Annotated in this window: 10 protein-coding genes; 5 read left to right on the forward strand and 5 right to left on the reverse strand. The window is 71.4% G+C overall.

Going from position 1 to position 13,382, the window contains the following annotated elements; all coding sequences use genetic code 11:
- Positions 1–322: 322 nt before the first annotated feature.
- Together AB0H32_RS27850 and AB0H32_RS27855 are read right to left on the reverse strand one after the other, a co-directional pair.
- The gene (locus tag AB0H32_RS27850) at positions 323–1,831 is read right to left on the reverse strand and encodes a M81 family metallopeptidase (protein ID WP_361125516.1); all 1,509 of its coding nucleotides are present in this window, start codon (positions 1,829–1,831) and stop codon (positions 323–325) included.
- 97 nt (positions 1,832–1,928) lie between these two features.
- Positions 1,929–3,125: an ROK family protein gene (locus AB0H32_RS27855; protein ID WP_361125519.1), complete on the reverse strand. Its 1,197-nt coding sequence runs from the start codon at positions 3,123–3,125 to the stop codon at positions 1,929–1,931.
- A 185-nt stretch (positions 3,126–3,310) separates the two neighbouring features.
- On the opposite strand from AB0H32_RS27855, the gene AB0H32_RS27860 reads away from it, so the two are divergent.
- From AB0H32_RS27860 to AB0H32_RS27880, 5 genes are read left to right on the forward strand one after another with little or no spacing between them, the layout of a single operon-like run.
- Complete coding sequence (locus AB0H32_RS27860) at positions 3,311–5,101, forward strand: peptide ABC transporter substrate-binding protein (RefSeq protein WP_361125522.1); 1,791 nt, start codon at positions 3,311–3,313, stop codon at positions 5,099–5,101.
- A gap of 2 nt (positions 5,102–5,103) precedes the next feature.
- Positions 5,104–6,063, forward strand: a complete 960-nt coding sequence (locus AB0H32_RS27865; RefSeq protein ID WP_361125525.1) for an ABC transporter permease — start codon at positions 5,104–5,106, stop codon at positions 6,061–6,063.
- Positions 6,060–6,941 (forward strand): ABC transporter permease, encoded by an 882-nt coding sequence (locus AB0H32_RS27870; RefSeq protein ID WP_361125528.1) that lies wholly within the window; start codon positions 6,060–6,062, stop codon positions 6,939–6,941. Before AB0H32_RS27865 ends, AB0H32_RS27870 begins: the two co-directional genes overlap by 4 nt.
- Complete coding sequence (locus AB0H32_RS27875; RefSeq protein WP_361125531.1) at positions 6,938–8,800, forward strand: ABC transporter ATP-binding protein; 1,863 nt, start codon at positions 6,938–6,940, stop codon at positions 8,798–8,800. The genes AB0H32_RS27870 and AB0H32_RS27875 overlap by 4 nt, the downstream gene beginning before the upstream one ends.
- Positions 8,797–9,729, forward strand: a complete 933-nt coding sequence (locus tag AB0H32_RS27880) for an ROK family protein (RefSeq protein ID WP_361125536.1) — start codon at positions 8,797–8,799, stop codon at positions 9,727–9,729. The genes AB0H32_RS27875 and AB0H32_RS27880 overlap by 4 nt, the downstream gene beginning before the upstream one ends.
- 88 nt (positions 9,730–9,817) lie before the next feature.
- Here the strand turns inward: AB0H32_RS27880 and AB0H32_RS27885 are convergent, their stop codons facing one another.
- The 3 genes from AB0H32_RS27885 to AB0H32_RS27895 all read right to left on the reverse strand — a co-directional run.
- Positions 9,818–11,491: a glycoside hydrolase family 13 protein gene (locus tag AB0H32_RS27885; protein ID WP_361125539.1), complete on the reverse strand. Its 1,674-nt coding sequence runs from the start codon at positions 11,489–11,491 to the stop codon at positions 9,818–9,820.
- A 40-nt stretch (positions 11,492–11,531) separates the two neighbouring features.
- The gene (locus AB0H32_RS27890) at positions 11,532–12,365 is read right to left on the reverse strand and encodes a carbohydrate ABC transporter permease (RefSeq protein ID WP_361125542.1); all 834 of its coding nucleotides are present in this window, start codon (positions 12,363–12,365) and stop codon (positions 11,532–11,534) included.
- Positions 12,362–13,382 (reverse strand): sugar ABC transporter permease (locus AB0H32_RS27895; RefSeq protein WP_361125545.1); only part of this gene is annotated, 1,021 nt, incomplete at its 5' end. The genes AB0H32_RS27890 and AB0H32_RS27895, both read right to left, overlap by 4 nt.

A 13,382-nucleotide genomic window follows, 5' to 3' on the forward strand; every position in this document is an offset into this window, starting at 1 on the left:
GCGCGGGAGAACGCCGACACCGAGGCATGGCCGACGCTCTTCGCGACGCCGGGCACCGACACTCTTCGCGACGCCGGGCAGTGAGTCGGTGGTGTCGCGGAGGCGCCGGCCGGCCAGTTCGGGGCGCCCGCGGGTGAGGTGGGCCGGCGGCGGCTCGCCGACGAGGCCGGTGAAGCGCCGCGACAGCGCGGCGCTGGGCCCCGAGTGGGTACGGCGGTGGGCCGCCGAGGAGCAGCGGCGGCCGGGGGGCGAAGGGGCGGTTGCGGGTGCGCACGGACGTCGGGACCGGTGTCTGCTGCTGCGAGCCCGAGCGGAGAGCGTCTCACTCGTCGGGCCCGCCGAGCGGGCGGTGCGAGGAGGCGATGATCCGGGCCGTGAGGTCAGGGTCGGGCATCTGCGGGTCGAAGGGGAACATCGGCCGGCGGATGCGACGGTGGCCGAGTCGCAGCAGGTCCTGGTCGACGCCGCCCGGTGTGAGTGCCATCTTCCATCCGGCGGCCATGGCGAAGAGTTCCGGTTCCAGGTAGCCGATCTTGACGATGACGACGTCGGCCGTGCGCGGGTCCAGCTCCAGGTCGGTGAAGTCGTGTTCGTGGTGGTACGGCTTGCGCAGCCGGGTCAGGATCACGTACACGCCGCCGACGCGCAGGACCGCCTCCGTGTGTGCGTCCCGGTCACCGTGCCGTACCGCGTGCACCACGCCGGTCAGGGTGAGCGGTCCGGCGTGCCGGTCGTCGACGTCCGCGCCCGCGGTGACGGTGACCGTGGCGCCGACGCCCGCCCGCACAGCCGTGTCGACCGCGGACGGTCCCGGCAGGGAGGCGTACAGCACGGTCGGGCCGGACGGGTCCTGGAACTCCGGGCGCGCCAACACGTGCCGAAGGCCCCACGTCACGTCGCCCGCGCCGCCCGCCGTCGGGTTGTCGCCCGTGTCGCTGATGAAGTAGGGGCGTGCCGCTGAGGCGAGTGCCTCGTCGAGGCAGACGCCGAGGGTGCCGGTGGGGGCGACGAAGGCGAAGTCGTGCCGCGCCTCCCAGAAGCCGCGGGCCAGACGCTCGGCACCGGCGGTGACAGCGGTCCCGTCGGGACCGGTGACGACCACGGCGGCCCGGTTGCGCGGTTCGTCCGCCCAGGCGTAGCCGACCCAGATCGCCGCGTCGGTCACCCCCTCGGTGGCCTCTACCTCCTCGACGGCCGCGTAGACACTCCTGGCGGGCTCGATCCGGGTCGAGGTCTGCTCGCCGGCCAGCAGTACCGGCACCGGGATCCACGCCTTCACCGGACGGGGTCCGCCGCCCGTCAGTTGTCCGACGAGGTTGCGGGCGGCGCGCTCCTTGGTCTGCACGGCGTCCTCGTGCGGGGCCATGCGATAGCAGGTGATCAGGTCGGTCAGATGGACCAGGGCACGGGAGACATTGCCGTGCAGGTCCATGGAGGTCGAGACGATCACGTCCGGGCCGACGGTTCGGCGCATGCGCGCCAGCAGTTCCGCCTCCGCGTCGTCCATGCCTTCGACGGTCATCGCCCCGTGGATGTCGTACCAGAGGCCGTCGATGGGCCCCAACTCCGCGAGCTTCGCGACCAGTTCGTCGGACAGGTCGGCGTACGCGGATGCCGTCACCGTGCCTCCTGGCAGGGCCTTGCCGACCAGCGCCCCGCGCCAGTCGGCGGCGGTGCGCAGCGGAGTCCCGGGCGCCAGGAACGGGTAGCGGGTGAGGACGTCGCCGCCCCGCTGCGGGTGGAAGGCGGCGGACTCGGTGCGGGCCGGGGAGAAGGTGGACGACTCGATGCCGAGACCGGCAACGGCGATCACGGGACGGGATGGTGGCATGGCTCCTCCGCTGGCTGAGTCGGGGGGGTGATGGCCGGATCGGCTGCCGGTGCCCGGCCTCGGGGGTGATGACCGGATCGGCCGTCCGGGCCCGGCCTCAGGAGTGGTGGTGGCCGGTGGCCGCGCGCAATGCCTCGGCGAGGGCCCGCTGCAGTGCGGACTGACCCGCGCCGACCAGCCCCGCGTCGGCCCCGAGGCTCGCTCTCCCGATCGTCAGATGCTCGGTCACCAGCGGATGGCAGCCCTCGTACAACTGGCTCCGCACGGCGGCCACGAAGGGTTCGAGCGTGGACAGGATCCCGCCGAGATACACCGCGTCCGGGTTGAAGAAGTTGACGTTGGCGGCCAGCACCATGCCGAGGTACCGCCCGGCCTGGCGGACCGCCCGCGTGGCTTCGGGGTCGGCGTCCGAGGCGAGTTGCACGACGTCCTCGGTGGACGTCACCCCAAGTCCCCGCTCGCGCAGGATCCGCACGAGCGCGGCCCCGGAGGCCACGGTCTCCAGACAGCCGGTGTTGCCGCAGGAGCAGGGGATGTCGTGGGCGGCCTCGACGCGGACGTGGGTGATCTCGCCGGCGGCGCCCGAACCTCCCCGGTAGAGCCGTCCGTCGGTGATCACGCCCGCGCCGATCGCCGTACCGGCCTTCACCATGATGGACTGGCGGCGCTCGGCGGGCTGCACGATGTGCTCACCGACGGCCATGCAGTTGGCGTCGTTCTCGATCGCCGCGGGGACCCCGAAGCGGTCCTCCAGCCAGGCGCGGACGGGGAAGCGGTTCCAGCCGGGCATCCGGGACGGGAGCGTGACGACACCGGAGGCGAGGTCGACCGGGCCGGGCAGCGAGAGGCCGACGCCCTTCAGTACGAGTCGGCCATGCTGCTCGGCGAGCTGCTCAAGAGTCGCCGCCAGTCCGGGCAGCGCGGCCTCGGGACCCTCGGCCGTCGCGAACGGCACGGTGGACACGTCGGTGAGTCCGCCGCCGGCCAGCACCACCCCGATGTGGGCGTGCCGGCCGCCGAGTTCGGCCGCCACCGCGAAGCCGTCGCTGCCGCCGAGGCGCAGTGCCTTGCGTGGGCGCCCGCCGGTCGAGGTCACCGTGCCCTCCTCGGCGACCAGCCCGAGGGCCAGCAGCTGGCTCACGGTGAACGAGATGGTCGACGGGGCGGCCACGAGCAGCCCTGCCAGCTCCGTGCGTGTCGACGCCTGTCCGGAGGCGAGGAGTTCGAGAACCCGCTCGGCCAACGACGAGACGCCGATGGTGTGTTTCCTGCGCGGCGGACTTTTTTCGGTCATGGGCGAAACCACTTCCGGATTCGACGGTCCAGGCGTCGAGCGTATGCCTGCGACCACCCCTTGTCGCTTTTTCCAGAACAGCAGTAACAGGCTTTTTACAGCAGAGCGTCTGTTTCTTCGGACACGGCGGTCGTTGACTGGCCTCCCGCCCACCTCCGGTCCCTCCCACTCCCCCGAGGTGAACCATGTCCCCTGCTCGCACGAGGTTTCTCGCCGCCTCCCTCTCCGCAGGCACGCTGCTGCTCGCGGGCTGTTCCGGGACGAGCGGCATGTCGTCCGCGTCCCACGATTCGGTCAACTACGCTCTGCCCGCGAACTTCACCCCGAACTGGATCCTCCCGATCGGCACCGCGGCGCATCTGAACACCAACAACATCTCCATCGCGAACACGCTGTGGGAGCCACTCGTCGCCTACGACGGCTCCACCGGCCGGATCGCCTGGAACAAGGCCGGTTCCGTAGCCACCGCCGCCGACTTCGCCGCCGACGGCAAGAGCGTGCGGATCACGCTGGGCGAGCGGCACTGGAGCGACGGCAGACCCGTCACGTCGAGGGACGTCGAGTTCTGGTTCAACCTCATCAAGGCGAACAAGGCTCAGTGGGCGGGCTACAGCCCCGGCAAGGCGCCCGACGACTGGACGTCGTTCAAGGCAGCGGACGCCCGCCACTTCACCCTCGGATTCGACCGGGCCTACAACTCCCAGTGGATGCTGGCCAACGAGCTGAGCAGCATCACCCCGCTGCCGCAGCATGTCTGGGACAGGACGGGCGCCTCGGCGCGGGTGTCCGACGCCGACCGCACGGCCGCGGGCGCGAAGCTGGTGTGGACGTACCTCAACAACGCGGCGAAGAACATCGCCGGTTACGAGAAGGACGCCCTGTGGAGAACCATCAGCGGACCGTACGCTGTGCGGTCCTTCTCCACCACGGGCAAGGTGGTGCTCACCGCCAACCGGGCGTACGACGGCGGTGAGCGGCCCGGCATCCCGACGGTGAACCTGCTTCCGTTCACCACGGCGGACGCCGAGAAGAACGCGCTGCGCTCGGGAACCGTCGACTACGGCTACATCGAGGCGACGGACCTCGACCAGAAGGAGCGGTTCACCGCCCAGGGCTACTCGGTGAAGCCGTGGTCCGGCTGGGCGATCACGTACATGCCCTACAACTTCAACAACCCCGACATGGGCGCCGTGTTCCGGCAGCTCTACGCCCGGCAGGCCGTGCAGCGGTCGATCGACCAGACCGGCCTGGCAAAGGTGATCTTCAACGGCACGGCGGTGCCCGGATACGGCCCGGTCCCGCAGGGCCAGGCGTCCGGGTTCGTCTCACCGGTGCAGCGCAAGAACCCATACCCGTTCTCGACCTGGGCCGCCCGTGCACTGCTCACCGGTCACGGCTGGAGGGAGCAGGGCGGGGTCATGACCTGCACGGACCCCGGCCCCGGCCCGGCGCAGTGCGGTGCGGGCGTCGCCAAGGGGACCGAGTTCGCGATGCGGGTGCTGTCGCAGTCCGGGTCGGCGGTGACCGACAACATGATGAGCGCCGTCCAGTCCTCGCTCGCGAAGACCGGGATCAAGTTCTCGATCAGGACCGCGCCGGTGAACTCGGTGCTCTCCCAGACCCCGCAGTGCACCGCCGGGCAGCCGATCTGCAGGTGGCAGCTGTCCTTCTTCGGGACCGCAGGCAGTTGGTACTTCCCCGCCTTCCCGACCGGCGACTCGCTGTTCCAGTCCAAGGGCGGCTCGAACTTCGGCACCTACTCCGACCCCGGGGTCGACAGGCTCGTCTCCCGGTCCACGACGTCGAGTTCGACGAGGGCGATCCAGGACTACAGCGCGGCCCTCGCCCGGGACCTGCCGGTGATCTGGCTGCCGGAGCCCGTCTACCAGATCTCCGTCATCCGGGGCGGCCTGGGGGGCTTCTCCCAGGACTCCCTCGCCAACTTCCACCCGGCACAGTGGAAGTGGAGCAGCTGACCATGGAGACCACGCTGTACCTCACCCGGCGGCTCCTGCAGGCGCTGGCCGTGATCCTCGTCGTCACGGTCGTGGTCTTCTGTCTGCTGCACGCGCTGCCCGGAGGTCCCGCACGCGGCATCCTCGGCCCGCAGGCCACGGCCCAGCAGATCGCCGCGTTCAACCACGACCAGGGTCTGGACCGGCCGCTGCCCGTCCAGTACCTCTACTACCTGCGCACCCTCCTGCACGGCGACCTCGGCACCTCGTACACCCTCAACGACACCGTCTCCCGGCTCATCGAACAGCGTCTGCCGAAGACCCTGGTGCTGACCGTGCTGTCCGCGCTGGTCGGTCTGGTGCTGGCGATCCCGCTCGGGATGTGGCAGGCGGTGCGGCGCAACAAGCCGGTGGACTACGTCGTCACGACGCTCGGCTTCGTCGCGTACTCGACGCCCGTGTACTTCCTGGGGCTGCTGCTGATCCTGGTGTTCGCCCAGATCCTGCGCTGGTTCCCGTCGCAGGGGCCGCAGGGCGCGACGCTGTCCCAGGTGTTCGCGGACCCGGTGGCCCTCGTCCTGCCGGTGGTCACCGGGGCCGCGTCCATGGTCGCCGTGTTCAGCCGGTACATGCGGGCCGCGACACTGGAGAACCTCGCCGAGGACTACGTCCGCACCGCCCGCGCCGGCGGCTCCCGGCCGGCGGCGATCCTGTGGAAGCACGTCTTCCGCAACTCGCTCACGCCCGTGATCGCCATGCTCGGCTACTACGTGCCCGTGCTCTTCGGCGGCGCCCTCGTCGTCGAACAGCTCTTCAACTACCCCGGCATGGGGCTGCTGTTCTGGAGCGCCGCGCAGTCCTCCGACTATCCGGTGCTGCTCGGCTGCGTCCTCGTCATCTCCGTCGCGACGGTGACCGGCACGCTGCTGGCCGACATCGTGCAGCGGATCGTCGACCCCAGGGTGACGACGGAGGGGACATGACTGCCGTACTCGCGACCGCTCCGGCCCGCGAGCCGGGGGCGGCCCACCGCCTGCCGCTGCGCCGTTTCGCCTGCAACAGGCTGGCCGTCGCCGGGCTCCTGGTGGTGCTGCTCTTCCTGCTCTTCTGCTTCGCCGGACCGCTGATCCACCCGACGGACCAGACACACACCGATCTGGCCCGGGTCAACCTCGCCCCGAGCGGCGCGCATCCGCTGGGCACGGACGCCGTCGGGCACGACGAGTTCGGGCGGCTGATGTACGGCGGCAAGGTCTCGCTGCTCGTCGGGCTCGCCGCCGGGATCCTCGCCACCGTCGTCGGCGCGCTGTGGGGCGCGGTCGCGGGCTACGCGGGCGGCTGGGTGGACGCGGTGATGATGCGGATCGTCGACGCGGGCATCGCCGTTCCGGCACTGTTCATCCTGCTCGTCGTCTCCGCCATCACCACCCCGGACACGCTCGGCCTGATCGTCGTCCTCGGCCTGGTGTCGTGGCTGGTGCCGTCCCGGCTGGTACGGGCGGAGACACTCACCCTGAAGAGCCGGGACTACGTGCTGACCCTGCGCGCCGTCGGCGGCACGCACGGCAGGGCGATCGGGCGGCACATCCTGCCCAACTCGGTGTCCACGATCGTCGTCGCGGCGACTTTCCAGGTCGCCGACGCGATCCTGCTCGTGGCGTACGTGTCCTATCTCGGCCTCGGCGTGCAGCCGCCGTCGACCGACTGGGGCGGCATGCTGTCGGCCGGTCTGACGGCCGTGTACTCCGGACGCTGGTGGCTGATCCTTCCGCCGGGCCTGGCGATCATCCTCGTGGTGTGTGCGTTCAACGCGATCGGCGACGGGCTGCGCGACGCCTTCGACGTGAGGGGGCACGGATGACCGTCCTCAGGATCGAGGATCTCGCCGTGACCTTCTCGACCGACACGGGCGACGTGCCCGCCGTACGGGACGTGTCGCTGTATGTCCGGCCGGGCGAAACGCTGGCGCTGGTCGGCGAGTCGGGCTCCGGGAAGTCGACCGTGGCGCTCGCCGCGACGGGGCTGCTTCCGGGCAACGCCCGTGTGGCGGGCCGGATCTCGGTCGACGGCACCGAGGTCGTCGGCACCGACGAGTCCCGTCTGGCGGGGCTGCGAGGTCGCACGGTCTCCATGGTGTTCCAGGAGCCGGCCACCGCGCTGGATCCGCTGACCCGGGTGGGCGCGCAGATCGCGGAGGTCGTCCGGAACCACCGCCCCCTGTCCCGCGCCGAGGCCGCCCGTACCGCGGTCGGACTGCTGCGCAGGGTCGGCATTGCGGAGCCGGAGCTTCGGGCGTCGGCGTTTCCGTTCCAGCTGTCGGGCGGCCAGCGGCAGAGGGTCGTCATCGCCATGGCGATCGCCAACTCGCCCGGACTGCTGATCGCCGACGAGCCGACGACAGCCCTGGACGTCACCGTGCAGGCCGAGATCCTGGATCTGCTTCGGGCATTGGCCGCCGGCTCGGGCACGGGCGTGCTGCTGGTCACGCACAACATGGGCGTGGTCGCGGACTTCGCCGACCGGGTCGCGGTCATGCTGGAGGGCGAGGTCGTGGAGACCGGGCCGGTGGAGGAGGTTCTGCTGCGTCCGGCGCACGAGTACACCAGGCGTCTGCTGGCCGCCGTGCCTCGGCTGAGGGTGGGCGAGCCGGAACGTGCCGGGGACGCCGCGAAGCCCCAGCGTGCCGGGAACGCCAAGGGGCCGGAGTCGGCCGGGAACACGGAGAGACCCGCGCCCGCCGGGAACACCAGGAGGCCGGAACCCTCCAGAAACACGGAGAAACCCGCGCCCGCCGGGAGCGACAAGAGGCCGGAACCCGCCCGGGACGGCGAGAAGCCCGAGCCTGCCGAGTGCACCGAGAAGCCCCGGCCTGCCGGGTGGGTGCAGGAGCCGGCCGGAGTGGAGCCGGTCGTGGAACTCCGGGACGTCTCCGTGCGCTTCGGCCGCGGGCGCCGCAGCGTCAAGGCGCTCGGGGACGTGTCCCTCACCGTCCGTGCCGGCGAGACGGTCGGCCTCGTCGGCGAGTCCGGCTCCGGCAAGTCGACCGCCGCCCGGGTCGCCCTGGGGCTCGTGCGCCCGGACGCCGGCTCGGTGACGCTCTTCGGCAGCGACCTCGCGCGGACCCGTGGACGGCCTCGGCGCTCGCTGCTGTCCGGTGTGGGCGTGGTGCTGCAGGACCCGGCGGCCTCGCTGGACGCACGGATGAGCGTCGCGGAGTGCGTGGCCGAGCCGCTGCGCGTGCACCGGCGGGGCATGGCCGCCGCGCAGCGGCGCGCGCGGGTCGCCGAGGTGCTCGAACTCGTCCGGCTCTCCGCGGGGTTGGCGAGGCGCGGGCCGCGCGAGCTGTCCGGCGGCCAGCGGCAGCGGGTGAGTCTCGCTCGGGCCCTGGTCCTTCAGCCGCGGCTGCTGGTGGCGGACGAGCCGACCAGCGCGCTGGACGTGAGTGTGCAGCGGACGGTGCTCGAAGTGATCGCCGAGCTGCAGCGGGAGCTGGGCTTCGCATGGCTGCTCGTCTCCCATGATCTGGCCGTGGTGCAGGAGTTCGCGCAGCGGGTCGTCGTCATGCGGGCCGGGGCCGTCGAGGAGGAGGGGCCGACCATGACCACGCTGCTGCGCCCCGAGACGGCGTACACACGCCGGCTGATCGCGGCCGTGCCCGTGCCGGACCCCGTGCTGCAGCGCCGGCGCCGGGCCTCTCTCGGGCGGGGGGCCGCCCCGTGACGGTTCCTGCCGAGGTGCTCGCCGGTGTCGACATCGGAGGGACGGTCACCGAGGTGGTGCTGTGCACCGCGGACCTCTTCGTGATCGACCGGTTCGCCGTTCCCACCCCGGCGCACGACGGCGGCGCGGCGATGGTCTCGGCCGCGCTCGACGCTCTGCGTCTGCTCCTCGACCGCACCCCCGGACGGCTGCTCGGCGTCGGGATCGGTGCGGCCGGTGTGGTGGACGCGAGGACCGGGCGGGTCCTCGTGGCCAGCGACTCCTTCCGGGACTGGGCGGGATTCCCGGTGACGGCAGCGGTCGAGGAGGCACTGGGCGTACCGGCGTACCTGGACAACGACGTCAACGCGTTCCTGCGCGGCGAGGTCGCGCGGGGCGCGGTCGTGGGCCGGCGCCATGTCCTCGGGATGACGCTCGGCACCGGAGTCGGCGGTGCGCTGTGGCTGGACGGCCGGCTGTACGACGGCCCGCACGGCGCGGCCGGCGAGATCGGCCATGTGCCCGGCTTCGGCGATCTGCCGTGCACCTGCGGGGGCCGCGGCCACCTGGAGACGCTGGCGTCCGGCCGGTCGATCGCCGCCCGCTACGCAGAGCGGACCGGGCGGAGCAGCACCGCCCGCAGGGTCGCCGAGGCGGCGGCCCTCGGCGACCCCGACGCGTTCGCCGTGTACGAGACCGCCGGCGCCGCCGTGGCCCGCGCGATCCTCGTCACCGCGGGCCTGCTGGATGTCGCCACCTTTGTGATCGGCGGGGGCGTCAGCCGGGCGTGGGCGCTCCTGGAGCCGTCGGTGCGGTGCACGCTGACCGCCGAGCCCCCGGTCAGCGGGCGGCGGATCCGGGTGCTGCCCGCCCACCTGGGCGGCGACGCCGTGGCGGTCGGCGCGGCGTCCCGGGCCCGGGCGGAACTCATCCCGGTCACCCGTGCCTGACTGTCCGGCGCCGGAAAGGCGACGGCGCACCTCCGGCATTCCGCCACCGGTGGTGCGCCGTTCGGGCGGTCGGCCCGGGCCGAGCCGTCTACACCGCGAGCCAGGCGGCGTGGTCGGGCGCGAGCAGGCCGTTCTCGACCGGTCCGCTCGCCAGCAGGACCGAGGAGTGGGCAGGCAGGCGGTACGCCTCGGCCGAGAGGTTGACCACGCACACGAAGGCGGGGTCACGGCCGAAGGCGAGAACTGCCTCGGGGGTTTCCAGCCAGGTGAGGGTTCCGTCGCCGAGCGCGGGGTGCTCGCGGCGCAGCCGCAGGGCGCTGCGGTACAGCTCCAGCATCGAGGTCCTGTCCCCGGTCTGGGCCTGGACGCTCAGCCCGCCCCACTCGGCGGGCTGCGGCAGCCAGGGTACTGCGGAGGCGTCTTCGGGGCTGAATCCGTACGGTGTGGCCTTCCCGGTCCACGGGATGGGCACGCGGCAGCCGTCACGGCCTCGGTCGGTGTGTCCGGACCGCTCCCAGACGGGGTCCTGGAGCACGTCCTCGGGCAGGTCCTCGACCTCGGGCAGGCCCAGTTCCTCACCCTGGTAGATGTAGGCCCCGCCGGGCAGGGCGAGCATGAGCAGGGCGGCCGCGCGGGCGCGCCGGGTGCCCAGTTCGAGGTCCGCCGGGCCTTGGGGGCGGTAGGGCTCGTTGGCGGTCCACCGCTTGACCCTTTCGCGGCCGTAGCGGCTGGGGTGGCGCATGACGTCGTGGTTGGACAGCACCCAGGTGGCCGGTGCGCCCACGGCGCCGAGCATGGCGAGGGAGTCGTCGATGACCGCGCGCAGGTCCTTCGCGTCCCAACCGGACATCAGGAAGTCGAAGTTGAAGGCCGTGTGCAGGCCGTCCTCGCGGACGTAGGCGGCGAGCCGTTCGGGGGTGTCGGCCCAGGCCTCGGCGACGAACGACCGGTCGCCGGGGAACTCGTCGGCCACTGTGCGCCAGGCGCGGTAGATGTCGTGGACCTCGTCACGGTCCCAGTGGGGGTGGTCGACGTGCTGCCGGGGCTGTTCCTCGGCGGGCTCCCGCGGGGCAAGGGGACCGGGCACCGCCGGTTCCTGGCGAGGCGGCAGGTCGGGCAGTTCGGGGTGCTTGACGAGTCCGTGGGCGACGTCGATGCGGAACCCGTCCACACCCCGGCCGAACCAGAAACGCAGGATCGACTCGAACTCCCGGCGCACGTCGGTGTGCTGCCAGTTGAGGTCGGGCTGCTGCGGGGCGAACAGGTGCAGATACCACTGGCCGTCGGGCAGCCGGGTCCAGGCCGGGCCGCCGAAGCAGGAGACCCAGTCATTGGGCGGTTCGGCGCCGTCGGGTCCGCGGCCGGGCCGGAAGACGTACCGCTCGCGTTCCGGGCTGCCGGGTCCGGCCGCGAGGGCGGCCCGGAACCAGGGGTGCTGGTCGGAGGTGTGGTTGGGCACGATGTCGGGGATGACGCGGATCCCGTGCCGGTGCGCTTCCTCGATGAGGTGCTCGGCCTCGGCCAGGGTGCCGAAGAGCGGGTCGATGGTGCGGTAGTCCGCCACGTCGTAACCGTGGTCCGCCATCGGCGACTTGTACCACGGGTTGATCCAAATCGCGTCGACGCCGAGCGACCGGAGGTAGGGCAGCCGGGAACGGAGACCGGCGATGTCGCCGACACCGTCGCCGTTCGCGTCGGCGAAACTGCGGATGTAGACCTGGTAGATGACGGCGCTGCGCCACCACGGTGCGGTGCGGGGCATGGCGTGAAGTGGGCCCTTCGGGAGTCTGGGACGGGGGTGTCTACTTGGCTGCGCCTGCGGTGAGTCCGGCGACGATCCGGCGCTGGAAGAGGAGCACCATGACCACCAAGGGGACGGTGACCAGGACTCCTGCCGCCATCTGGCTGCCGAACGGGGTCTCGAACTGGGTCGCGCCGGAGAACTTGGAGATGGAGACGGGTGCCGTCTGCATGGCCGGCTTGTTGGTCATCGACAGGGCGATGAGGAACTCGTTCCAGGCGGCGATGAAGGTGATGATCGCCGTGGTGAAGATGCCGGGGGCGGCGAGCGGGACGATGATCCTGCGGAAGGCCTGGCCGCGGGTGCAGCCGTCGATCATGGCGGCGTGCTCCAGCTCGTCGGGCATCTGCCGGAAGAAGGTGGTCAGGTTCCACACCGCCAGCGGCAGCGCGAACGACATGCTCGGCACGATCATGGCCTGGTAGGTGTTGATCCAGCCGATGTCCGTGAACAGCTTCAGCAGCGGGACCACGATCGACACCACCGGGAACATCGAGGTGGCGATGATCAACGTGAGGATCAGCCGCTTGAAGCGGAACTCCAGCCGGGCCATCGCGTAGGCGGTGAAGGTGGCCAGCAGCAGCGCCAGTGCGGTGGTGATGCCGGCGACGATCAGGCTGTTGAGCAGCGCATGAGTGAATCCCTGGGACGGGTTGAACACTGCCCGGTAGTTCTCGAACGACACCGGGGCGGGAAGCAGCGAGGTGTCGAAGATGTCCGAGGTGCGCCGCAGGCTGGAGACCACCATCCAGTAGAACGGGGCCAGGCAGTACGCCACCACCGCGGCGACGCCCACGTACAGCAGCCGGTCCCGCCATTTCGCCGTGAGGGTCATGCCGTCACCTCCGCTCGGCGCAGCGCCGTGATACGCCTGCGTCTGTTCCTGCCTTCGCTGCCGCTTGCGGCGCCGCCGCCGACGAGGTCGGCGCCGAGCAGCCGGACGAAGGCGAGCGCGATGAGAAAGACGTAGAGGAAGAGGAGCACCGCGTAGGCGGAGGCCGGTCCGAAGCGGACGTTGGAGGCCTCGTTCTGCGCGAGCATGGACAGGGTTTCCACCGAGTTCTTCTGTGCGCCGACGAGGATGTACGGCAGGTCGAACATCCGCAGCGCGTCCAGGCACCGGAACAGCACCGCCACCAGCAGCGCGGGTTTCACCAGGGGCAGGGTGATGTGCCAGAACTGCCCCAGGGCACTTGCCCCGTCGATCCGGGCCGCCTCGTAGACCTCCTTCGGGATCACCTGCAGTCCGGCCAGGACCAGCAGTCCGATGAAGGGGGCGGTCTTCCACACCTCGGCGATGATCACCGCGACCTTGGCGTGGAAGCCCTCGGTGGTCCACAGGATCTGGTGACCGACGACGGCGTTGGCGATGCCGTTGCTGTTGAAGATCCATCGCCACAGCAGGGCGGAGATGGCCGTGGGGACCGCCCAGGGCACGAGGATGCCGGCCCGTACCAGGGCCCGGCCCCGGAACGCCTTGTGCATGATCAGGGCCATGGCCACGCCGATCAGCGTCTCCAGGCCCACCGTGACGACGGTGAAGAAGGTGGTGTTCCAGAAGGCGTTCCAGAACCGGTCCCCGCCCGCGCCGAAGACGTCGCCGTAGTTCGTCAGCCCCACGAAGGGCTCGGTGGTGCGGATGAAGCCGGTCTTCGGATCCAGTCCCTTCGTCCCGTACAGCGACTCCTTCAGCGCCATGACCGTCGGATAGAGCACGACGATCGACAGCACCAGGAGCGTCGGCGACACCAGCAGTGCCGCCATCCGCCCCGAGCCCGCGGTCGCCCTGGCCCGCGTGCGCCGAAGGCTCGCGGCCGGGGCGGCCCGCCCTGGACGAGGGCCGGCCGGCCCG

The sequence above is a fragment of the Streptomyces sp. NPDC020362 genome (genome assembly GCF_040642095.1).
Lineage (GTDB): Bacteria > Actinomycetota > Actinomycetes > Streptomycetales > Streptomycetaceae > Streptomyces.